We start from the raw sequence: 22,995 nt of genomic DNA on the forward strand, positions 1-22,995 counted from the left end.
AGCGAAACCGTCCGACGTGGGGTCGGACGGTTCGCTCGCTCTAGGCCGTTCCGGCGCCGAGCCGGGGGAACGGCTCGGTGGAGAACACCACCTCCACGGCTACCTCGAAGTAGGCCGCGATTCGCAGCGCCAGGTGCAGGCTGGGGCTGTATTCGCCGCGTTCGAGGTAGCCGATGGTCTGGTAGTGCACGCCGAGTGCTTCGGCGAGGTCCCGCCGGGAGATGCCACGCTCGGCGCGCAACATCGCGATGCGGTTGTAGATGACCTCAGAAGGCACGCTGCATCGCCTTTTCCCGTCGCGTCGCCATGGTGGCACCCGATTCGTGCCGGGCCATCCGCCGCAGCACGAGAGGTGCGAGGGCCAGGCCGACGACAGCCCAGATACCAAGTACCCCAACTGTTTCCAGATGCCGCCAGGACTGGTCGAGTTCGATGCCGACGGCCTCGCCCGGCAACAGCGCCGAGCGCATGCCGAGGGCGAGCCAGTACATCGGGAACAGCTGGCCGAGCACCTGCAACCACCCGGGCAGTGCGGTGATCGGGTAGAAGACGCCGGAGATCGCGATCAGGCCCATCAGCGGGATGGTCAGCAGGAAGGCCGTCCTGGTATCGAGCACGCTGCCGAGGATGGCGCCGATCGGCAGCACGGCCAGCAGGCCGAGCACGAGCACCCACGCGAAGGTCGCCACCGCGCCGGGTCCGCTCAGCGAGGAGCCGCCGATGATCGCCATTCCCACACCGAGCACGATAACCACCTGCGCCACCACCGCCCCCGTGGTGCTCACGATCTTGCCGACGAAGTAGCCGGCCATGCCCTTGGGCACCGCCTTGGCCCGCAGCAGCGTGCCGTCCTCGCGGTCGAGCACCAGCACATTGAGGATGGCGTACATCCCGTTGAAGGCGATGATGCTGCCGAGCAGGCCGGGTACCGCCAGCTCGGCGATACCGAGCCCGCTGTCGCCGTAGTCGCGGTCGCGCAGCAGGAACAGCACTCCGAGAGTAATTGCCGGGGTGAGGAATTGACCGATCAGATCGGGTGCGTTGGTGTAGACCTGTCGCAGTTCGATCAGGCCGCGGGCGAAACCGGCGCGCAGAGCGGTGTTCATCGGGTCACCTCCGTGAGGGCGTGGACGGTCTCGCCGGACTCGGCGCGCCGGACCAGGGCCATATAGGTGTCTTCCAGCGAGGCCCGGCGTACCTCGAGGTCGGCGATGTCGGCACCGTGCTGGGTGAACAGCTCGTGCACGAACTTGGTGGACTCGGTGGTGGTGTGCACGAACCGCTGATCGTCGACGGTCCAGCTCACCTGCGCTTCCCCCGCGATCGAGCGGGCGAGCGCGTCGGGTGACCCGTCGGCGATCACCCGCCCACCGGCCAGGATCAGGATGCGGTCGGCCAGCTTCTCCGCCTCGTCGAGATCGTGGGTGGTGAGCAGGACGGTGGTGTTCTCCAGATCGGCCAGCCGGTGCACCAGATCGTGGAAATCGCGGCGCGCGGCCGGGTCGAAACCGGCGGTCGGCTCGTCCATGAACAGCAGTTCGGGCCTGCCGACGATGCCGATGGCCACATCCAGCCTGCGCCGCTGCCCGCCCGAGAGGGTGGCGATCTTCGCGCCCGCCTGCTCGGTGAGGCCGACGAGTTCGATGAGTTCGTCTGTGTCCCAGGGCCGTTGGATATTCGCCGTGGCGTAGGGGCGGTAGTAGGTGCCGAGGTGCTGAAGTAGTTCGCGCACACGCCATTTCGCGTGGTCGCGCCAGGACTGCAACACCACCCCCACCCTGGCGCGCCAGTGTTCGTCACCGTGTTCGGGATCGGCCCCCAGCACATCGACCCGACCGGCCGACCTCCTGCGGAACCCCTCGAGGATCTCGATCGTGGTGGTTTTGCCCGCGCCGTTCGGCCCGAGCATGACGAGCACCTCCCCGCGTGTGGCCTGAAATGTCACATCGTGCAGCACATCCGCCTCGTCGTAGCGCATCCGCAACCGCTGGACGTCGAGAACGACGCCGTTACTCGAAGCCATGATTCCTCCCAGTCATCGACCTTCGATGATATATAGCATATGTACTACATATCATCGCGGCAATGCTTTTGCGAAAACGGGCAAATCGGATCTCGACGCTCGCTCCCGATCGATGGCTGACATGCTTGGGGCATGGAGAACGCGAGTCGCTACCTGGCTCCCTCGGGTATCGAGGCGACACTGCTCGGAGTCGTCAATTGGCTGCCGAGACTCGGCATCAGCATCATGGGTTCGCGGCTGCTCGCCGTGCGCGGCCGCACCAGCGGCGAATGGCGCACCACCATGGTGAACGTGCTCACCGACGCCGACGGCACGCGTTATCTGGTCGCGCCGCGCGGCCACACCCAGTGGGTGCGCAATCTGCGCGTCGCGGGTGGGGGCGAACTGCGACTGGGTCGCAAGGCCGAAACCTTCTCGGCTACCGAGGTTCCCGATGCGGACAGGGTGCCGGTACTGCGCCTCTATCTGAAGAAATTCGGCTGGGAGGTCGGCGCCTTCTTCGAGGGCGTCGGCAAGGATTCGACCGACGAGGAACTCGCCGCGATCGCGCCGGGATTCCCCGTCTTCCGCCTGGCCTAGACCCGCGTACTCAGGAACTCGATCGCCGCCGCGTAACCCTGGATGCCGAGCCCGGCGATGACGGCGGTGGCGATGGGGGAGACGAAGGAGTGGTGCCGGAACTCCTCGCGGGCATGCACATTGCTGATGTGCACCTCGACGATCGGGACCTCCGGGATCACCAGGGCATCGCGCAGGGCGACCGAAGTATGGGTGAGGCCACCGGGATTCACGACGATGGCCGACTCGACACCGCGCGCCTGATGGATCCGATCGATCAGGGCGCCTTCGTGATTGGACTGGAAGGCCACCACCTCGCGCCCGAAGCGGGCCGCCGTGCGCTCGCAGAGGGCGACCACGTCGTCGAGGGTGTCCGAACCGTAGATCTGTGGTTGACGGGTGCCGAGCATGTTCAGGTTCGGCCCGTTCAGCACGAGAATCGGACCGGTGGCCTGCACGGACGTCTCCATGCGTCGAGCCTAACCCGCGGCCCCGGCCCCGGATCGTCGCACCGTCGTCGGGTCGAACATTCCGTGTGCCGGGGCCGCCGAACTCAGAGGCCGGTAGGGCCTTCCGCGCGTAGGTCGTCCACTTTGCGCATGGCTTCGCGCAATTCGGCCAACCAGCTCTCGGCGTGCTTGCCCGCCAGCTTCACCGTCCAGGCCAGCGCGTCGGCGCGGGAACGGGCGACGCCCGCGTCGATCAGGGTGTCGAGCACCTGGCGTTCGGGCTGGCGCAGGCGCGTCATCACGGGAACGGCCAAGTGGGTGAACAGGATTCGTTCACCGTTCACCCGAACGCCCCAGGCGACACTTCGCCCGTAGCGGCGCTGAGCCTCGTCGGCGATGCGCATGCGCGCCGGGCGGGTCGACTCGCGGAAGCGGGCGAGCGCGCCCTCGCGGGTCGCCGCCGAGGCGGGTGCGTCCGCGTCGCCGGGATCGGGGAGTTCGCCGACGACGACGATCTCGTCGCGGTCGATCTCGAGTTCGGGCGGGCCGGTGAACCAGTCGGCGGGCAATCGCCCGGCGAACCAGTCGGCGGCATCGGCCGCGTCGGGGAGGTCGGCCTGTTGCCAGCCGCCGGGACGGCCGAATCCGCGTTCGCGATGGGCGTTGCGCATGTTGATCACCTGCTGTCGGAGAGTGCATGTGTTGCAGTGATTACAAGATTACGCCGAAATTCAGGTGTGCGATTGTGCCGTGGGTGAACGCGAAATCGGACGGTCGGTGGCGCGCGATTGGGTGTCGGTGCCGATGGGTACCCTCGCTGTGAATCGCCAGACGATGCGAGATACTCACAAGTGTGCGGGCCTGCCGGTACGGTAAGCGCGCCAGTTGTTGCCACTGGCAGGGCGAGGTTCGAAATCACCCCCTCACGGGGTCGGAGTTCGGGCACAATCGATGTGCTGAGGTCGGATAGCGTCCCGTTTACCGGGGCATCGGAGACGGGTCAACTTCCGGTACGGTTGTTTTGTTACCGGAGTGGCAAGAGTGAAGAGTGGGCGATATGGATGTGTGGGGATCCCGCCGCTTTCGCGTCCGGGGCGCAATGGCGATCGCGGGGGTTGCGACCCTCGCCATGGCACTGTGCTCGTGCGGCGTGGGTGGGAAGACGAGTGAGTCCGAGACCGTGGTCCAGCGGTTCACCGAGCTGCTCGACAAACAGGACTACACCAAAGCCGCCGACCTGACCTCCTACCCGGCCGCCGCTTCGGCAACCATCAAGCAAATGTTCGAGGGGCTGCAGTCGGGCACCGTCGACTACGAGAAGACCCAGGTCATCGACCTCGACGCGCAGTCGGCCATTTTCAGCATGGACGTGGCCTGGAACTTCGGCGAGAACAAGGACTGGAGCTACACGCTGCAAGGCACCGTCCGCAAGCTCGCCATCGGCTGGCGGATCACCTGGGACCCCGCCGTGGTGATGCCGCAGCTGGCGAACAACCGCACCGTGAAGCTCGTGCGAACCACGGCCAAGCCGCCGCCGCGCGTGATCGACCTGGCGGGCGAGCCGCTGATGACCGAACAGATCATCAATGTCATCAAGATCGACCCCGCCCGCACCGGCGACCTCGTCGCCTCCACCAACGCACTGGCCGAGGCCATCGAACCCGTCGCCCCGCTCATCACCGGGCCCTACCTGATGGAGCAGCTCGCTGCCTCACAGGGCAAGCCGGTGGTCGCGGTGAATCTGCGCGAGGGCGATTTCGCCATTCTCGAGCCGAGGATGGCCAAGGTGCCCGGCGTGGTGATGGAAAAGCAGCCCAAGCTGATCTCCGCCGACCGCCGCACCTGGTCGCCGATGCTCGACTCGCTGCGCGAGGTGTGGAAGGCCGGCCTGGAGGCCACGGCCGGCTGGGGCGTGCAGATCTTCGAGGCCGACGGACGGTTCGTCAACCAGGTGGCCGGGTACCAGGGGCCCGCCGGTCCCGACATCGCCGCGACCATGGACCAGCGCCTGCAGCGGGCCGCCGAGGACGCGGTGGTCAGCGTCGGCACGCCTGCCTCGGTGGTGGCGATCCAGCCGTCGACCGGTGCGGTCGTCGCGGTGGCGCAGAACAGCTACGCCACCGAGAAGGGGCCCATCGCGTTCACCGGGCTGTTCCCGGCGGGCGGCACGATGGAACTGTTCCGCGCGGTAGCCGCCGCGACGAAGAACAAAGCCCCGCAGGATGTTTCGGTGCAGGAAGCCGCGGAGGCCGCCGCCGCGCTCGGCGTGGGTGTCGACTTCAAGGTGGCCGGGCTCGACGAGGTCACGGGACGGATCGCCGCACCCGGGCGCAGTACCGAACAGGTGCGTCAGGGCGCCGGATCCGATGCGGTGCTGGCCAGCCCGTTCGGCATGGCGCTCGCCGCCGCCGCCATCGCACGCGGCGAGGTGGCCGCGCCGATGATCGAGGCGGGCAAGCCGGGCAAGGTCGACAACCCGATCCCGGCCCTGCCCCAACCCGCCGTCGACCGGTTGCGCGCGATGATGCACGAGGGCATCAACAAGCCGGAAACCGCCGCGCTGCGTGGCTTCCGCGACGTCACCGCGTTCGCCGCGACCGGCGGATCCGACGGCTGGCTGCTCGCCACGATGGGCGACCTGGCGTTCGCGGTCCACATCGCCGATGTCGACAGCGGTGACGCCACCTCCCGCCTGGCCGCCGTCCTCCTGAAGTCCCTGGCCACCCCAGACGCTTGAGAAGCGCACAACTAGTCTGCTGAGTGTGAAGAGATTCGCGCCTGCTGCTGTCGACTTACTACTGGTGATCGTTTTTTGTGCGATCGGGCGGCGTAGTCATGACGAGGATGTGCTTGCCGGGCTGGTGAAGACGGTGTGGCCGTTCGCGGTCGGGCTTCTCGTCGGGTGGGGGATCGCCTGGGCCGTCGCACGGGGGAGGCGGTTCGATCCGGCGGCGCTGTGGCCGAGTGGGGTGGTGATCTGGGGGTCGACGCTCGTCGGTGGGATGGTGTTGCGGGCCGTGAGTGGGCAGGGGACCGCGGTGAGCTTCATGATCGTGGCGGCCTCGGTGCTCGCGCTGTTCCTGCTCGGGTGGCGGGCGGTTGTGCGCGCGCTGCGCTAGATCCGGCGCTGCTTGAACTCGGCCTCGTATTCCTCGTCGTCGGCCTGCTTGGTGCGGAACAGGAACGCGAAGACGATCCAGCCGACGATGGCGACCAGGATGAAACTCACGAACCGGTACACGAACGCGGCGGCGACCGCCTGCGCGGCGGGCAGGCCCGCACCGGCGGTGAGACCGTAGATCAAGGTGGCGTCCACGTAGACGATGCCGCCTGGCGCGAACGGAATCGAACCCACCGCCTTGCCCGCGGCGAACGCGATCAGCAGACCCGACAGCTTGGGATCGGCACCAACCGCGTAACACGCCGCGCCGAGACAGGCCACGTCGGCGAACCGGTGCACCAGCGCCCACACCCCGACCAGCGCGCCGTCACGTTTGCCCAGGTCGACCGATTCCAGTTGTGCCCGGATCTCGGCCAGCTTGGGGATGCCGTGGCCGGCGGGCTTCTTCCGTAATCGGTTCACCAGCGCGAGCACCTTGCGCAGCATCGCCTCGAGCGTGCCCGGATGCCTGGCCAGATAGGAGCCCGCCACCAGCACCGCACCCAGCAGCATCAGGGTGGCGATGAGTTTCACGCCGATGCCCTGGCCGACGAGGGCAGCGCCGGCGATACCGAGCAGCGCGAGCCCGGCGGCGGCGACCACGCCGGAGAACACCAGCTGCCACGACGCCACGATCGGGCTCGCACCCCAGCGCCTGGTCTGGCGGTAGGTGAAGGCGGTGGAGAACACCTGGCCCGCGGGCAGGGTCAGCGACATGGCCGTGGCGCCGTACACCACCGACACCGACTTGCCCTGGCTCACGTCGACCCCGCCCGCGTGCAACAGCTGCTTTTGCACCCGCCCGAACCCGCTCATGGACACGGCCTGGGCGAACACGCACAGCAGCACCCAGCCCCAGTGGATCTCGGTGAGCGTGCGCCACGATTCGTGCAGCCGGGGCCACAGGTACACGCCCTCGCCGACCAGCAGCGCGAGCAGGATCGCGCCGAGTACCCATTTCACCCAGCGAAAACGGTTCTCTCGGCGCGCGACGGGATGCGCGGCGGGATCGCCTGCTAGGTCGCCGTCGGCCGTCACCATGTCAGCCTAGCGAACGCGACTGTTCTCCCTGGTCCACGCCGGGCGTGGCCGCCACCGGTTTCGGCCAGGCCAGGCGGGTTTTTCTGCGTCTGCCACGCAGCTGGACCTCGTCGCCGGTCTCCCAATGGTCTTGCTCGCTTTCCGAGGCGAAGTACAGCGCGCTACCCGAAGCGAGAACGCGGCCGGGGTGCTCTTTGGCCAGTTCGGTGAGTCGCGACGCCTCGTTGACGGGGTCGCCGATCACGGTGTATTCGAAACGATTAGCCGCGCCGATATTGCCCGCCACCGCCAGCCCCGCCGACACGCCGATGCCGACATCGAGGGTGGTCACCTCGCGCAGCGCCTCCCGCAGTTCGCGCGCGGCGGCCAAGGCGGCGGTCGGCGCGTCGGGGCGGTCGAGCGGTGCGCCGAAGATGGCGAGGGCGGCGTCGCCGACGAACTTGTTGACGAAGCCGTGGTGGCGGTCGATCACGTCGACGACCACCCGGAAGAACTCGTTGAGCAGGCTCACCACCTCGGTGGGCGGACGTTCCGCCGCGGCGGCGGTCGAACCGACCATGTCGACGAAAAGCACCGCGACGAAGCGGGTCTCACCGCCGAGTTCGGTCCCGTAGTCCAGCGCGCGCTGCGCGACTTCCTCACCGACGTGCTGACCGAACAGTTCCTGCAGCTTGCGGCGTTTGGCTGCCTCTTCCATCATCCGGTTGAAACCGACCTGCAGCAGCCCGATCTCGCTGCCGTCGTACACCTCAACCTGCACGTCACGCGCGCCCGCCTGCACCCTGTTGATGGCTTGGGACAGCTGACGAACAGGGTCGGAGATGGACGATCCGGTGAGCATCGACAGCGCGAGCGCCTGCAGGATCACCACGCCGCACAGCAGCAGGATGGAGATGGCAAGCGACTTCGCCGAGAACTTCACATCCGAGGAGATCTGGGTGACGCACAGCAGCACGATCGCGATGGTCGGCGCGAATGTGCCCATTCCCCAGGTCATCGCCATGCGCGTACCGACGCCGGGGGTGAGGGTGTGGTCGAAGGTGCCCTCGGTGAGCGCCTCGGCCGCGACCGGGCGCAGAATGCGTTCGCCGAGCATGTAGGTGAAGCCGAACACGATGGTGGCGGCCATACATTCGGTGACGATCACCGCGCCGGCCAGCTCCGGCGATTCGGCGATGATCAACGCGGCGAGGATGGCGCCGCCGATGATCCACAGGACCAGGTGCACGATCGACTGCCGCAACGGCACGTGCAGCGCCGCCATCTGTTCGCGCCTGCTCGGCGGACCACCGCGCATCTGCCAGCGCATCACCGGGCGCAACATGATGGCGGCGGCGATGATGCTGAGCATCGCGGCGGCACCGAACACGACGAGCGGAGCGAGCAGACCCGCTTCGCGCACGCCACCCTGATGACCCTCGGGAACCGGCAGGCCGTACTGGATGAACGCCCAGACCAGCACCGCGCCGAAGGCATTGGCCAGCAGTACCGAGGTCAGATACAGCGGCCAGCGCGTTCGCATGGTCTGTTTGACCGCTTCCAGAGGCGCCGACACGACAACCAATCTAGCGTTGCGACCGATAGGCTCTCTCGGGTGACCGTCCAGAAGCCGGATTCTCCGCCCGCGTCCACGCCGTGGCGTTCCGACGCAGAGGCAGTACATCCGCTGGTCCGTAAAACGGCCGCGTGGTGCTGGCGGTTGCTGATCATCTTCGCGGCGCTGATCGCGCTGGGGATGATCGTGCAGAAGTTCGCGACGGTCGTTATCCCGCTGGCCATCGCGCTGCTGGCGGCCGCGCTGCTCGCGCCGCTGGTCGACTGGATGCAGCGGGTGGGGATTCCGCGCGCGATCGGCGTGTCGGTGGCGCTGATCGGGTCGATCGGGTTGCTCGCCGGGATCATGACCTTCGTCGTCGAACAGTTCGTCGACGGTGTGCCCGCGTTGTCCAACGAGGTCACCAACAGCGTGCACAAGGTGCAGGACTGGCTCATCAACGGGCCGGCGCACCTGAGCGACCAGCAGATCCGCAGCGCGGGCGACACCATCGTGCGCACCATCCAGGACAACCGCGAAAGCCTCACCAGCGGCGCGCTCACCACCGCCACGACCATCGGTCACATCCTCACCGGCGCGTTCCTGATCCTGTTCATCCTGATCTTCTTCCTCTACGGCGGCGATCAGATCTGGAACTTCATCACCCGGGTGGTGCCCACCGCGCATCGCGAAAAGGTCCGCACCGCAGGCGAACTCGGTTTCGGCACACTTGTCGGTTTCGTGCGGGCCACCGTGGTCGTGGCCGGTGTCGACGCGATCGGCATCGGGGCGGGGCTGGCGATTCTGCACGTTCCGCTGGCGCTGCCGTTGGCGTCGCTGGTGTTCATCAGCGCGTTTATCCCGATCATCGGCGCGGTCGTGGCCGGGTTCGTCGCGGTGTTCATCGCGCTGGTCACCAAGGGTTTCGTCACCGCGTTGATCGTGCTCGGCATCATCATCGCGGTGATGCAGCTGGAAGGGCATGTGCTGCAACCGTTGTTGCTCGGGCGCGCGGTGAGCATCCACCCGCTGGCGGTGGTGCTGGCGATCACCGCGGGCCTGGTCGTCGGCGGGATCGCGGGCGCGCTGCTGGCCGTGCCGCTGATCGCGGTGGGCAACACCGCGATTCGCTATCTGCTGGCGGACACTCCCGACGAGGCGTACGGCGAGCTCGCCGGTGCCAGGGACGGCGGCCTGTTCGACGCCGAACCCGACAAACCCGAGCCGGGCCGATTCGACGTGACCGCGCGGTTGCGCAAGGCGACAGACGAGTCCGGCGATGCGGACCCACACAGCTGAGCTGAGCTCGGCCGACGCGGCGACCGCGCCCCTGTGGCGGGCCGCCCAGGCATTCCGGCTGGTCACGCTGCTGTACGCGATCGGCCAGCAGATCGCGTCGGTGCCCTACTACCAGCATCCACGGCTGAGCTGGGTGCTGATCGCGCTGATGGCGATCTGGTCGGGTACCTCGGCCTTGTTGTTGTCGCAGTGGTACTTCCCCGAGGCGACCAGCCGGATTCGCGGGTGGGTCGTCGTCGGCGACCAGGTGGTGACGGTGCTGCTGATCGCCTCCACCCGGCTCGTCGCCGACTACGACTGGTATCACGGGCATCAGACGCTGCCGACCACGCTGTGGATCGCCAACTCGGTGATCTCGATGGCGATTCTGCGTGGCCCCGTCGCGGGAGTCGTTGCCGGGCTTGTTATGTCGGCCGTTGTGGTGACCGTGCGTGACCAGTGGGGTCAGGACGTGTGGGGTGATGCGACCGCGCCCGTGCTGGTGTCGGTGGGGTTGGCCCTCGGATTGGCGGCCAATACGGCGCGGCGGGCGCAGGGGCAGCTCGAACGGGCGCTGCGGATCACCGCCGCCGCGCAGGAACGCGAGCGTTTGGCGCGTGAAGTGCACGACGGAGTGCTGCAGGTGCTCGCCTACATCAAACGGCGGGGCGGCGAGATAGGCGGGGCGGCAAGCGAACTCGCGCAGCGGGCGGGCGAGCAGGAGGTGGCGCTCCGGGTGTTGCTCTCCGAACAGGGTGACCGGGCCGATTCCGGTGCGGCCGAAGTCGACCTGCGGCCGTTGCTCACGGCACGCGCCACGCCGAAGGTCTCGGTGGCCACGCCCGGCGACCCGGTACTCGTCGGAAGGTTTGTCGCCCAGGAGATCTCGGCTGCGGTGGCGACGGCGCTGTCCAATGTCGAATTGCATGCCGGCGCGGCGGCGAAAGCCTATGTGCTGCTGGAGGACACCGGTGACATGCTGGTGGTGAGCGTGCGTGACGACGGCGTCGGCATCGCACCGGGCAGGCTGGCCGAAGCCGCTGCCGAAGGGCGGATGGGCGTTTCGCGCTCGATCGTCGGGCGCATCTCGGCGCTCGGTGGCACCGCCGAACTGCTGAGCGAGGACTTCGGCACCGAATGGGAATTCCGGATACCGCGCCACGCGGCGCACCGAGCGAGCTAGGAGCAGCGATGGGCGACATCAGCGTGATGGTGGTCGACGACCATCCGATGTGGCGCGAGGGCGTGTCACGCGACCTCACCGAGGCCGGGTTCACCGTGGCCGCCACCGCCGACGGGGTCGGCACCGCCACCCGCCGCGCCGCCGCCGTGCAACCCGACGTGGTGCTGATGGACATGCAACTCACCGACGGCAACGGGGCGACCGCCACCGCCGAAGTGCTGCGCGTATCGCCACACAGCCGGGTGCTGGTGCTCTCCGCATCGGACGAACGCGACGATGTGCTCGAGGCGATCAAAGCCGGGGCCAGCGGATATCTGGTGAAAAGCGCGTCGGCCGCCGAACTCATCGACGCGGTGCGCGCCACCGCCGCCGGTCAGCCGGTGTTCACGCCCGGGCTGGCCGGGGTGGTGCTCGGCGAATACCGGCGCATGGCCACCGCACCCACCGAACCCGATCAGCCACACCGGCCGTCGCTGACCGAACGCGAGACCGAGGTGTTGCGGATGGTCGCCAAAGGGCTCTCCGCCAAGCAGATCGCCGCGCGGCTCAACCTCTCGCACCGCACCGTCGAGAACCATGTGCAGGCCACGCTGCGCAAACTTCAGCTCGCCAACCGGGTGGAGCTCACCCGGTACGCCATCGAACAGGGCCTCGAGTAGGACACGGAATTGGGGGTTTGCCCTGATGCGCTGCTCGGTGTTCCTGGCTAGCCTCGAAACATGGGTGGTCCCGATTCCCTCTTCGCTCCCAGCGCCTTCGTCCCCGGCACGCCTTCGGCGGGCCCGGTCGGCGACCGCGACCTGCGCGTCTCCGATTCCGAACGCGAACACGTCGGCCAGTTGCTACAGCGCGCCGTCGGCCTCGGCATGCTGTCGCTTGGCGAGTTCACCGAGCGGATGGACACCGCGCTCGCGGCCAAGACGCGCGGCGAACTGAATGCCGTCCTCGTCGACCTGCCCGGCATGCGGGTCGCGGGCGCGCCCCAACCGGCCGCCATGCCCAAACCCCGCCACACCCCGGTTCCGGGCGGCACCAACCCGGCCGTCATCCGCAGCAGGCTGTCCAGCGTGCAGCGGCGCGGGCCGTGGCAGGTGCCGCCGAGGCTGCACCTCAACGGCCTGATGTCCGGGGTGACCCTCGACTTCACCTCGGCCGTGATGCAGACCCAGGTCGTCGAAATCCAGGTCGACGACTACTGCACGAGCCTCACCCTGCTCGTCCCCGCCGCCGCTACCGTCGACCTCAACGGCCTCACCCTCATCGGCTCCAGCGCCAACAACCGCGTCCGCACCGGCCCACCCATCGGCCCACTGCACCTGGTGGTCCACGGTCGCGTCCGCTTCGGCTCCGTCACCGCCAAGTACCCCTTGATGGTGCAATGGCGCCGCTTCCTCGGCCAATGATCAGGTAGGAAAAACCACCCCACCCGGGTGGTTCTACTCATGCCCGGCGACCAGGGTACGCGGACGATGGGTTCATGAACGCCATCGATCCTGCGCTGGTCGCACGCCTGTCGGATGAATTGACGACCCTCGGGACGCGGTTGGGTCGTGTCGGTGCGGATCTGGGTGTTCTGCGTGAACAGTTGAGTCGGCCTGGGCAGTCGGTCGGTACCCAAACCGGTGGGCGAGTGCCGACTGGACAGGAGTCCGCCGGGTGGTTGCTCGCGCAGGCTCGTCTGGCTGCGGCTCGTGGTGGCGCGGTTCGCGGCGACGTTCGGTCGGCTACAGGTTCCGGCGATGATGCTGATCGGGCTGTGCGGGGCGCGACGAGTGGCTACCCGATCGGACAAGGGCAAAGTGTGCCGGAGTACGCGGCCGAAGGTTTCCCGACGCACGGTCAGGCGAGCTCGGGTGGGTCTATGGCCGGACCCCGGCCGCCTGAATCGGTGCCCGGATCTACTTCGGCCGGTCCGGCGACATCCGGATCCGCAGTGCCCGTTCCGGGCGAGCCCGGGTTCGCGGTGCCGCCGGTGCCGGGCGGGTCTCCTGCGCCGGGGACTGCCGTGCGAGGCTCCGTGCCGGATTACGCATCGGGAGCGGGGATGTATATGCAGGCGCCGTACGGTGCTCCGATCGGTGGACCTGGCGGTCGGGGGCCGGGTGTCGGGCCGGTGAGGCCGGGTGGGGAGCCTCGGGTTGCGTGGTGGCAACGGGAGGGGGTGATCGCGCGGGTGCTGGCGGTGGCGGGTGCTGGGGTCACCTTGATCGGGGTGTTGATGTTGTTGGTGTTGGCGGCTCAGGCGGGGTTCTTCGGGCCGGTGGCGAGAGTTGTTGCGGGTGGGGTGTTTTCGGTGGCATTGGTCGGGGTGGGCTGCCGGGTGATGGGGCGGGCCGGTGGGCGGGTCGGTGGATTGGCATTGGTTTCCACCGGGATCGCGGGGCTGTATCTGGATGTTGTTGCGGTGACCGGCTTTTACCGGTGGGTGCCGGGTGGGGTCGGGCTCGCGGTGGCGTTGATGGTGGCGCTGGTTGGGCTCGGGTTGGCGATGCGGTGGCAGTCGCAGCCGTTGGCGGTAGGGGTTGTGGTCGGGGCTGCGGTGTTGTCGCCCGCCGTGGCGAGCGAGTTGATGCTGCTCGCGTTTCTCGTGGTGTTGCAGGCGGCCGGGGTGCCGGTGCAGATGCGGCGGGACTGGCCGGTGCTGCATGTGGCACGAACCCTGCCGGTGGTACTGGCCGCGCTCGGGCAGATCGCCGTCAGCGGCTTCGAGGCGGGAATTGCCGGGGAGGAGGCAGCGCAGCGGCAAGGGCTGCTGATGGCGGCGGTCGCGTGCGCGGTGGTCGGAATCGTCGGCGCTCTGCTGACGGTGCGGCGTCGCGCCGGGGACATCACCGCCAGTGTGACCATCGCCCTCACCGCACTGCCGGTGCTCGCCGCGGCGGCGCTGTTCGACCGAGCGGTTTCCGCATCCATCACCGGCGTGCTGGCCTGCGTGTTGCTCGTAGTGGCCGCGACCGCGTTGCGACCGGAAATAGCCGTGCGGCTGAATATCCCACGTCACACGGCTCTGGTGTCGGCGCTCACCGGTGCGGTCGCGCTGCTGCAGACCTGCATCACGGCGACCGGCGGCAATCCGCATTTCCTGCCGACCGCGCTGTTCACGGTCGCGCTCGCGTTCCTCGGTGTCGCCGCAGCCGGCCGAAACCGGGTTTGCGCAGTTCTCGGTGTTGCCTTCGCCCTGCTCGGCGGACTGGTGCTCTTCGCGATCGCCGACCCGGAAACCCTTGCGGCACAAAGCCTTGCGATCCGGCATCTCGACGGTGCAACGGTGCTCGCCGCACTGCTCGGCCTAGGCGCCGCCGCGATGGTCGCCTGGGTCGTGCGGCGACTGCCCGGCGGAAACGACGCGCTCATCACCGGAACGTGGGTCGCCGTCAGCCTCGCCGGCCTGTACTTCGTCCTGGTGGCGACGGTTTCGACGGGTGTAACCCTCAGCGGCACACAGGGTTTCCTCATCGGCCACAGCATCGCGACCATCATCTGGATGGCAGCCGCGACGGCTGCCCTCTTCGTCGGCCTGCGCAACCTCCGCACCGCCCCCGCCGTCGCCAAAGTGTGCCTGGCCTCCGGCCTCCTGGTGGTCGCGGCGGCCCTCGCCAAACTCTTCCTCTTCGACCTGGCCACCCTCTCCGGCCTCATCCGCGTCGCGGCCTTCCTCGCAGTCGGCACCCTCCTACTCCTTACCGGCACCCGCTACGCCCAAGCCTTCGCCACCCCCGACCACACCGATTCGAAGCCCTGACCCCGTCGAACCCACCCCTACCGCGCTCCCAACCACGCGAGATCACCCCGCGCCCTCCTGGTCAGGCGATCACCACGCTCTGGTGGCGGGAGCCGCTCGGCCGATGCCGCCACCAGAGCGTGGTGATCAGTTGTCCGGATCTCGCGGAGCTATCGGGCCACTCGGCCCCGGCGGATACCCGCTGGTTCGTCGTCGATCACCACGCTCATGGGGCGAGCGTGGTTCTCACGAACCAGCCGGCGTCGGACCATGAGGATGTGCTGAGGAGACGACTCCGGCCACGGTGATCCCGGAGGGGCCGTGGCCGGAGTTCTTGTCGGAGGGGCTTACGGAGTCTCGTCGTTGCGGCGGCGGAGGAGTTCGTTGACGCTCACCGTGCGGCCGTCGTCGCCGTGGTGGCGGCCCTCGTCGACCGGAGTGCTGCCGCGGCGGGAGGAACGCAGTTGCGCCATCCAGTTCTCGATCTCCGTGCGGGTGTCCGCCTGGGGGTCGTCCTCGGGAGTTGCCGTCGAGCCGTTTTCCGAGGAGGCGGCGCCGTTCGTATCCGGGGCGGGCGGTGAAGACGGCTCTGCCGCATCGGAATTCGGGATCGGTGTGAATCCGGGCGGCGCTTGCCATCCGCCTGCCGTCCGCGGGCTTTCGCCGGTCGCGTGACCACCGGTGGCACCCTGATCGCCTGCCTCGTCGGCTGCGGTGAAGGGTGCGGTTTCGGGGTCGTCGTCGGCGGGGGACACCGGGTCGGCCGGACGGGATTCCGGCGACGTGGTCTCCGGGGCAGACACCGGAGTGAATCCGGGCGGTGCGACCTGAGGACGCAGAACGTCCGGCGTGCGGCTCGTATCCGATTGTGCGGCAGTCTGTTCCCGCGCGGCAGGGTCCTGCGGCGTGCGGCTCTCGGCCGATTGCGCGTTGTCCGGGGAACCTATTTGCGCGGACCGCCGCGCATTGTCGATCGACGCCCACATCGACGACGCACCGGCCGACATCGGCGGTTCCGCTCCCTCGGCGGTCGGCGCATCACCCGGGACACCGTCGGTCCACGGGAGTTGCTGTGGGTCGACGGGGACCGGAGTGCCGAAGACGTTCTGGGCAGCCGGGGTCTGCGGTTGCGCGTCGCGCTCCTCTGGTGCGGGGCGGCGCATCGGAAGATCCGGGAATTCCGGGAGATCGGACGCCGGCTCGGCGGCCTGCTGCGCATCCGCGCGGTGGGCGCCGGGAGTCGCGGTCAGGTCGGGTTGGGGCGGAATGAAACTCTGCGGACGTGAGTCCGGTTCGCGCGCAGCATCTTCCGTAGCGGTTGGGCTGATCCGGTCAGCGGCGGGTGCCTGCGGTTCCGGTGCATCCTGCGATGCGCGACCCGACTCGTCCTCGCCGGTTCGCGGGAGCGGAGTGAACCCGTTGAAGGTTCCACCCGCCGGGAAGTCGGAAGGACGCGACACCGGACGCGGCGTCGGTGGGTGCACGATGCTGGGCGGTGGCGTCACCGGAGGCGGCGTGTTCACGATGCCCGATGGCGGTGTCACGGGAGGCGGCGTGTTCACGATGCTCGGCGACGGCGTCACCGGGCGAGGCGTGTCGGTGTTCGGCCGAGCGGGCGTGACGATGCTCGGTCGGGATTCCGGTGTGTCCCCGGGGAATTCACCACCGACAGGCGTGCCGGGCGTCGAGATACGGGGCGTCGTCGGGCTGTATCCCGCAGGTGGCTTGACCCGCTCCGAACCGCGCGGCGCGGACTCGTTGCCCCGGGAATCGGGCAGGTCGAGACCGCCGATCACACCATCGACGGGGCCTGCCACATCGGCCGGTCCGGAACCGCCGATTACACCGTCGACACCGAATTCCGCACGGCCCGAATGGTTCTCCCTGGCCGAATCGACGGGTGTCGAGCTCGGGTAGCTCTGATCATCTCCGGCATTCGAGCCGGGGGCAGGGGTTCCGGAACCTGCGCCGAAAACCTGGTGGTCGGAACGGTTTCCAGCTGCCGGATCCCCGGGCGCGACCGCACCATGATCCGGCCGGATCGCAGTCGACTTCCCGGAAGCGCCTGTATCCCCACGTCCCGATCGGAACGCGGTCGGGTCACCAGTAGCGCCTGTTTCCCCATGTTCCGATCGGAACGCGGCCGGGTCCCCAGTAGCGCCTGTTTCCTCACGTCCCGATCGGAACGCGGTCGGCTCCCCGGGGGCGGCCGTATCCCCATGGTTCGACCCGTCTTTGGGCGATCCCATAGGCATGCCCGAATCCCCACGGCCAGAGCGATTTTCATTGCCCGGCTCAGGGGCGGGGGAATCCGGCTGCACAGCAGGCAGCATCTGCGTCGGCTCGTCATCGGCGCCGAGAGGCTTCGCCGAACCGGGCTGCACAACCGGCAGCACCCGCGTCGGCTCACCCGACAGCATCGACGCGCGCGGCCGCGTGGGATCCGGCGACATCGGCTTGCGCGGCCGGGCCGGTTCGGCGGACTCGGTGATCTTGTCGATGCGCTGAGTCGGCGCCTCGGCCTCGATCTCGGCCACCGTGCGCGGACGACGCGGTGTCTTGGCCAGTTTGGCGTCGGGGACGGAGACCATCTGCATGGTCGGCGGGTCGGTGATCGGGGTGGTCTTCACCAGGTCGACGACCGCGCCCTTCTGCGGACGCTCGTCATCGAGGATGGGTTCGCCCAGGCCGATCTTCTCCTGAATCCGCTTCATCCACTTCGGCGCCCACCAGCAGTCGTCGCCGAGCAGTTTCATGATCGCGGGGACGAGCAGCATGCGCAGCACAGTCGCGTCGATGAACAGTGCCGCGATCATGCCGTAGGCGATGTACTGCATCATCACCATGTCGGAGAAGGCGAATGCGCCGGTCACCACGAGCAGGATCAGCGCGGCGGCGGTGATGATGCGTCCGGTTTGGGCGGTGCCGATACGCACGGCTTCGGTGGTCGACGCGCCTTGGGCACGGGCCTCCACCATGCGGGAGAGCAGGAAGACCTCGTAGTCGGTCGACAGGCCGTAGATGATCGCGATGATCAGCATCAGAACTGGTGCGCTGATCGGCTGTGGTGTGAAGTTCAGGATCCCGGATCCATGGCCGTCGATGAAGATCCAGGTGAGGATGCCCAGCGTCGAGCCGAGTCCTAGCGCACTCATCACTGCGGCTTTGATCGGAAGTACAAGCGAGCCGAAGGTCAGGAACATCAGCAATGTGGTGACCAAGAGGACAACCGCGATCATCAACGGCATACGCTCGAGCAGCGCGTTGATGCTGTCCATCTGGATCGCACCTTGACCGCCGACATACATTTCGACGTTGGCAGGCGGCTCGATTGCGCGGAGATACTCGATGGTCTGCTCTGCGTTGTCGGAGTCGACCAACGTCGCCGAGGTCTTGAAGATCGTTCGGTCGTTCGGCGCCGAGGAGGGCACGTCGAATGGGCCGACGAGTCCGGGTGCCTGGTTGGCAGCCTTCCATGCCTTGCCGATCGCGGTGGTGTCCTGAGACACGAAAATGATCTGAACGGGGTCGGTCTTCCTGAGCGGAAAGACTTCGTCGAAATGTTCGATCGCGAGCCGTGTCGAGTTGTCCGGCGGCAGGTACTTTTCGTTGATCCCGCCGAAAGCCAAGTCCTTCACCGGGATGATCAGTAGGAGCAGGCCGATCGTGATCGGGATCGCGATCTTGAGCGGGTGCTTCATGACCCAACGGGTCAGATTGCCCCAAAAACTGTTCTCGATCTCGTCGGCGGACTTGTCCTTGCGGAATCGCTTGAGACCCAGCATATCCACGCGCGGTCCGAGGACAGCGAGCATCGCGGGCAAGATCGTAATGGCGGTGATCGCGGCCAGCGACACCGTCGCGATAGTGCCGTACGCGATCGAACGCAGGAAACCCTGCGGGAACAGCAAGATGCCGCCGAGACTGGCGATGATCATCGTGGCCGAGAACACGACGGTACGACCGGCCGTCATGACCGATCGTCGGACGGCCGCGCGCGTGTCGTACCCTTCAGCCAATTCTTCACGGAATCGGCTGACTATAAATAGCCCGTAGTCGATCGCGAGCCCGAGCCCGATCATCGAAACGACCGCGCTGACGGTCGAGTTCACCTCGGTGAAGTGGGTGAAAGCCATGACGATACCGTTGGCGCCGAGGATGGTCAGACCACCGATGATCAGCGGCAATGCTGCCGCGACGATGCCACCGAAGATGAAGAACAACAGCACACCGACTGCGGGAATCGCCAGCAACTCCATGCGTTTGACGTCGTTGGCCATGGTGTCGTTGAGCGTGCCCGCCATGCCCTGCAGGCCGGAGACCTCGGTATCGACGCCGGGCACGACGAAGGCATCCTTGGTCGCACGGAAGCTTCGCAAAGTTTCGGTGTCGTTGGCGCCTTTCAGCGCGATGAGCGCGAAGGCATGCTTTTTGTCCTTGGAGCCGAAAGTCGACGGCACGGCGGGCGCGTTACCGACCTTCCAGTACGTGCCCACCAGGGCGCCGATCGCATCCGGGTACTTGCTTTGCAGACCCGAGAGGTTCTCGATGATCTTCGCGCTGAACTCGGGGTCATCGATCGTTTTGCCCTCGGGGGCGTTGTACATCACGACGATGTCGGAGTTGTGGTCGCGCCCCCATGCGCTGTCGGCGATTCTCGCGGCTTGCGCGGATTCCGAGCCAGGGTCGTCCAACCCACTCGAACTCAGGTGGTCTTCCAGCCCGAAGCCGAAACCACCCAGCGCCAACATCGCGGCCCCGACCACACCGATGACGGCGAATCGGAACCGATAGACCAGATCGCCCCAGCGGGTGAACACTTAAGCGACTCCTTGACCAGGGCGAGATGTGAGTAGCGCAGAAAGCGGCCGGAAGGGCTGCAACCATGCGCCCTCGTCGGGCAGCGAATCGAGGCTCACCCGCGGTAGCGGTTCCCGGAATACTCCCGGGATGTCCTCGAGGTCGACGAACTCGAGAGTATCGGAAGTGACAGCCCAACTCGCGTGCTCACGGAATCCGAGTACCTGAGCTGGGGTTCCCTTGGCGGCGATGGCTTCCAGCGGTTCGCGGAAGGCTTGACCGTCGGCGGAGGCGACCATGATTCCGGCCAGTCCGCCGTGCCGGGCCCGCATCGCGATGTGGGCGAGCATGTCGGCGTCGACGTCGGAGTCCTCGTCGATCTTCGGCTTGGCGAAGACCGCGAAACCCACATTGCGTAATGCCTCGACCCAGGGGCGGACCACGTCGGCGGTGCCGGGGGCGATATTGGTGAAGACGGTTGCTTCGGCTTCGATGCGGGTTTTGGAACCCACCGACAGTTCGGCGGTCCTGGCGAGCAGCCAGCGGCCGAGCGCGTCGAAGCGGGGACGATAAGCGGCCGTGGGACGTCCACCGAGGATGGCGCCGAGTCCCATGTCGAGGTTCGGCGCGTCCCAGACGAGCAGGACGCGCCGGACATCGGGCCCGGAACCGCTCAACGCCTCGGCGCCGGCACCTGACTGGTCGAGTTCCGGCATCTCGGGGGCGATCTCACTCACGCTCATCTCTCGATCTTCCCCCATATGAACTCGTTGATGACGCTTCCGGCACGCAGACCTTTGCCCTCGAACTTGGTGACCGGCCGGTCGAAACCGATCGGCGCGGTGTCGCGGTTGGCCGCGCTGTCGCCACCTGTGGTGTCGTTCAGGCCGGTGAGCAGCGGTTCCTGTGAGCCTACTTCGAGAATGTGTTCGGCGTAGTCGGCGTGGTCGGTCGCCACGTGCAGCACCCCGCCGGGCTTCAGCCTGCTCGCGATCAGCGCGAAGGTCGGGGCTTGCAGCAGCCGGCGCTTGTGGTGGCGGGCCTTGGGCCACGGGTCGGGGAAGAACACGCGCACACCGGTCAGCGACTCCGGGGCAACCATGTTCTCCAGCACGTCGACGGCGTCACCGCGCAGCAACCGGATATTGCCGATCTCCTCGCGTTCCACCTGCTGCACCAGCTGGGCAAGGCCCGGTTTGTAGACCTCGATGCCGATGAGGTTCAGGTGCGGCTCGGCCTTGGCCATGGCGGCCGTGGCGGTGCCGGTTCCGCAACCGATCTCGATGACCAGCGGGGCGCTGCGCCCGAACCAGGCGTCGGCGTCGATGGGCTCGTTGGACACGTCCCGGCCGATCACCGGCCAGGTGCGTTCCCAGGAGGCCTGCTGGTTGGGCGTCAATGCCCCTCGGCGCGAGCGGAAGCTCGTCACGCGGGGGTAGAGCCGGGAGCCGGTGGTCGAGCGGCGGCCCGCTTCGTTCGGCATCTCCGAGAGCTTCAGGTGCTCCGGGGCAGTGGACGGCGGCCCGGGAACCGACTCGACAGGGTGGTTGGCGGCGTCGTTCACGTCGTCCATTGTCCAGCATGCGCCGAGTTACGTCGCAGCCGCCTCACGCCGGATCTGACAGAATGCCCTCCGAAAAGGGGGTGCGCGCAAATGCCGACAGGGACCATGACCGCACAGACACGGCCATCCGACCAGCTCGATCAGCTGATCTCGGACCTCGGCGCAGGTGGGGGAACCGACCCGGTGATCGCCGAGCGGCTCGTGGAGGCAGTACACCGCAGACGCAGGCCGTTGCGGATCCAGGTTGCGGGGCGTGCGCTCAGCGGGCGGACCACCGTCCTCGCGGCGCTGGCACTGCTGTCCGCGCAGGAGACCGACCCGGTCGACCAGCCCGAACTACCCGACCCCGTGCTCGACGGTGATCTGGTGGTGTACGTGCTGGCCGGCGCGCCGCAGGCGGCCGATCTGCGGGTACTGGAAACGCTGCCCAGGGACCGCAGCATCGTGGTGCTGAACAAGGCCGACGCGATGGGTTCGCGCTGGGGTGACGCCGTGGCCGCCGCCGAACGGTTCGCCCGTGAGCTGCGCTTGCCGGTGGTACCGGTGGTCGCCTCGCTGGCGGCGCGCACCCGGGCGGGCAGCGTCGACGCGGCCGATCTGAGCGATCTGCGCAGGCTCGCGGTGGGCCCGGACGTGCCGTCGGTGCTGGCCGCTGACCTGTTCATCGGTGCCGGTTCCGATCAGGACGCCCGCAGGCGCCTCATCGAGAACTGGGACCTCTACGGCGTGGACTGCGCGCTCACCGCGCTGCGCGCCGACCCGGATCTCACCTCCGCCGCGCTGATCCAGATCCTGCACTCAGCGGGCGGCATCGACCCGCTGCACCGGCTGGTCCACCGCCGCTACGGGCAGGTCGAAGCCGTGCGCGGGGGCGAGTTGCTCGACGAACTGGTCCGGCTGGCGGCACGTGCCGTTCCCGGTGACGGCGGCCGCGCCCGCGCGCTGATCGATCAGTACCTGGCCGGTGACGAGGCCTTGTGGATCGGTCTGTGCGCCGGTCTGGCCTGCCCGCAGGTCGCCCACCTGGCCGCCGGATATCCCTCGCCCGCGCCCGGTGACGCCGACGAGGCGCTCTCGCGCGCCACCCGCTGGCGGGCCGTGGTGTCGAGCGACATGCCGCCCGCCGCCCGCCGCGCCGCGCTGCGCGTGCACAACGGGTACATCAGAGCCTGGGAGCGGATGAGCAGTGCCGGACTCTGACGAGGCCGCACTGCCCGCCGACGTCGACGCCGTCATCGAACGATGGAATCCGCAGGGTAAGGCGCTGCTGCGGGCGATGGCCGGTTCCGGCGCCGCCGCGAGCGTGCTGTTCTACGCCCCCGACGACGCCAACACCACCGTGCTGCGCACCGAACTGGCCCGCTTCGAACCGCGCATCGACCTGATCGACCCGGCCACCCCGACCACCGAACCCGCCCCGGCCCTGATCCTGTTCGACGCGGGCAGCGTGATCGGTGCCGACCTGCTCGCCCTCATCGACCGCCTGCGCGGCGCGGGCGCACCGATCCTGCTCGCCATGAACGGCTTCCACGCTTACCAGGACTGGCGTGCGATGCGCGAACGCAGCCTCGCCCTGCTCGCCGCCCGCGGCAGCGACGACCTCGACATTCTCGCCGTCTCGGCCCGGCTCGCCGCCGCCGCCCGCGCCGCCGACGACTCCGCCCTGCTCGACCGCTCCGGCCTC

General features: G+C 68.0%; 18 protein-coding genes and 2 pseudogenes. 10 read left to right on the forward strand and 10 right to left on the reverse strand.

Going from position 1 to position 22,995, the window contains the following annotated elements; genetic code table 11:
- Positions 1-40: 40 nt before the first annotated feature.
- Genes NI2_RS29840 through NI2_RS29850 form a run of 3 tightly spaced genes read right to left on the reverse strand, consistent with a single transcriptional unit; the run spans position 41 to position 2,023 of the window.
- Positions 41-277, reverse strand: a complete 237-nt coding sequence (locus NI2_RS29840) for a helix-turn-helix transcriptional regulator (RefSeq protein WP_067497733.1) — start codon at positions 275-277, stop codon at positions 41-43.
- Positions 267-1,106 carry an ABC transporter permease gene (locus NI2_RS29845; protein WP_067497736.1) on the reverse strand — a complete coding sequence of 280 codons (840 nt, stop codon included), beginning with the start codon at positions 1,104-1,106 and terminating at the stop codon, positions 267-269. The genes NI2_RS29840 and NI2_RS29845 overlap by 11 nt, the downstream gene beginning before the upstream one ends.
- Complete coding sequence (locus NI2_RS29850) at positions 1,103-2,023, reverse strand: ABC transporter ATP-binding protein (protein WP_067497739.1); 921 nt, start codon at positions 2,021-2,023, stop codon at positions 1,103-1,105. The genes NI2_RS29845 and NI2_RS29850 overlap by 4 nt, the downstream gene beginning before the upstream one ends.
- 132 nt (positions 2,024-2,155) lie before the next feature.
- On the opposite strand from NI2_RS29850, the gene NI2_RS29855 reads away from it, so the two are divergent.
- Entirely contained in the window at positions 2,156-2,602 is a 447-nt protein-coding gene (locus tag NI2_RS29855; protein WP_067497742.1) for a nitroreductase/quinone reductase family protein, read from the forward strand.
- Here the strand turns inward: NI2_RS29855 and aroQ are convergent.
- Together aroQ and abmR are read right to left on the reverse strand one after the other, a co-directional pair.
- Positions 2,599-3,051 carry a type II 3-dehydroquinate dehydratase gene (gene aroQ, locus NI2_RS29860; RefSeq protein ID WP_067497745.1) on the reverse strand — a complete coding sequence of 151 codons (453 nt, stop codon included), beginning with the start codon at positions 3,049-3,051 and terminating at the stop codon, positions 2,599-2,601. The genes NI2_RS29855 and aroQ overlap by 4 nt on opposite strands.
- A gap of 83 nt (positions 3,052-3,134) precedes the next feature.
- Positions 3,135-3,701, reverse strand: coding sequence for an ATP-binding transcription factor AbmR (gene abmR, locus NI2_RS29865; RefSeq protein WP_067497800.1), 567 nt, complete (start codon positions 3,699-3,701; stop codon positions 3,135-3,137).
- Between the two features lie 479 nt (positions 3,702-4,180).
- On the opposite strand from abmR, the gene NI2_RS29870 reads away from it, so the two are divergent.
- Both NI2_RS29870 and NI2_RS29875 read left to right on the forward strand, forming a co-directional pair.
- Positions 4,181-5,767, forward strand: a complete 1,587-nt coding sequence (locus NI2_RS29870; RefSeq protein ID WP_243749786.1) for an NTF2-like N-terminal transpeptidase domain-containing protein — start codon at positions 4,181-4,183, stop codon at positions 5,765-5,767.
- 25 nt (positions 5,768-5,792) lie between these two features.
- The gene (locus NI2_RS29875) at positions 5,793-6,149 is read left to right on the forward strand and encodes a DUF3054 domain-containing protein (RefSeq protein ID WP_067497751.1); all 357 of its coding nucleotides are present in this window, start codon (positions 5,793-5,795) and stop codon (positions 6,147-6,149) included.
- Here NI2_RS29875 and NI2_RS29880 read toward each other — a convergent pair.
- Both NI2_RS29880 and NI2_RS29885 read right to left on the reverse strand, forming a co-directional pair.
- Positions 6,146-7,228, reverse strand: a complete 1,083-nt coding sequence (locus NI2_RS29880) for a lysylphosphatidylglycerol synthase transmembrane domain-containing protein (RefSeq protein WP_067497804.1) — start codon at positions 7,226-7,228, stop codon at positions 6,146-6,148. The two genes, NI2_RS29875 and NI2_RS29880, sit on opposite strands and share 4 nt — an antisense overlap.
- A gap of 4 nt (positions 7,229-7,232) precedes the next feature.
- Positions 7,233-8,753 carry an adenylate/guanylate cyclase domain-containing protein gene (locus NI2_RS29885; RefSeq protein ID WP_174552251.1) on the reverse strand — a complete coding sequence of 507 codons (1,521 nt, stop codon included), beginning with the start codon at positions 8,751-8,753 and terminating at the stop codon, positions 7,233-7,235.
- 72 nt (positions 8,754-8,825) lie between these two features.
- Between NI2_RS29885 and NI2_RS29890 the strand changes: the two genes are divergently transcribed.
- From NI2_RS29890 to NI2_RS29910, 5 genes are all read left to right on the forward strand, one after another.
- On the forward strand, positions 8,826-10,064 hold the full coding sequence (locus NI2_RS29890; RefSeq protein ID WP_067497754.1) for an AI-2E family transporter: 1,239 nt from the start codon (positions 8,826-8,828) through the stop codon (positions 10,062-10,064).
- Positions 10,045-11,226: a MacS family sensor histidine kinase gene (gene macS, locus NI2_RS29895; protein ID WP_067497757.1), complete on the forward strand. Its 1,182-nt coding sequence runs from the start codon at positions 10,045-10,047 to the stop codon at positions 11,224-11,226. Before NI2_RS29890 ends, macS begins: the two co-directional genes overlap by 20 nt.
- A gap of 8 nt (positions 11,227-11,234) precedes the next feature.
- Positions 11,235-11,885, forward strand: a complete 651-nt coding sequence (locus tag NI2_RS29900) for a response regulator (protein WP_067497761.1) — start codon at positions 11,235-11,237, stop codon at positions 11,883-11,885.
- A gap of 60 nt (positions 11,886-11,945) precedes the next feature.
- Positions 11,946-12,629, forward strand: coding sequence for a DUF1707 SHOCT-like domain-containing protein (locus NI2_RS29905; RefSeq protein ID WP_084476971.1), 684 nt, complete (start codon positions 11,946-11,948; stop codon positions 12,627-12,629).
- Between the two features lie 758 nt (positions 12,630-13,387).
- Positions 13,388-14,968, forward strand: a complete 1,581-nt coding sequence (locus NI2_RS29910; protein WP_067497764.1) for a DUF2339 domain-containing protein — start codon at positions 13,388-13,390, stop codon at positions 14,966-14,968.
- Positions 14,969-17,223: 2,255 nt separating this feature from the next.
- On the opposite strand, the pseudogene NI2_RS35855 reads toward NI2_RS29910, so the two are convergent.
- From NI2_RS35855 to trmB, 3 genes and pseudogenes are all read right to left on the reverse strand, one after another.
- Positions 17,224-19,767 (reverse strand): annotated as a pseudogene (locus NI2_RS35855) (MMPL family transporter); the annotation flags it as partial.
- Positions 19,768-20,490: an NYN domain-containing protein gene (locus NI2_RS29920; protein ID WP_067497765.1), complete on the reverse strand. Its 723-nt coding sequence runs from the start codon at positions 20,488-20,490 to the stop codon at positions 19,768-19,770.
- A complete protein-coding gene (trmB, locus tag NI2_RS29925; RefSeq protein WP_243749826.1) occupies positions 20,487-21,230 on the reverse strand; it encodes a tRNA (guanosine(46)-N7)-methyltransferase TrmB in 744 nt (247 codons plus the stop codon). The genes NI2_RS29920 and trmB overlap by 4 nt, the downstream gene beginning before the upstream one ends.
- Before the next feature lie 171 nt (positions 21,231-21,401).
- On the opposite strand from trmB, the gene NI2_RS29930 reads away from it, so the two are divergent.
- Together NI2_RS29930 and NI2_RS29935 are read left to right on the forward strand one after the other, a co-directional pair.
- Positions 21,402-22,511, forward strand: coding sequence for a hypothetical protein (locus NI2_RS29930; protein ID WP_067497769.1), 1,110 nt, complete (start codon positions 21,402-21,404; stop codon positions 22,509-22,511).
- Positions 22,498-22,995 (forward strand): annotated as a pseudogene (locus tag NI2_RS29935) (hypothetical protein); the annotation flags it as partial. The gene NI2_RS29930 and the pseudogene NI2_RS29935, both read left to right, overlap by 14 nt.

Source organism: Nocardia ignorata NBRC 108230, from assembly GCF_001612905.1.
Lineage (GTDB): Bacteria > Actinomycetota > Actinomycetes > Mycobacteriales > Mycobacteriaceae > Nocardia > Nocardia ignorata.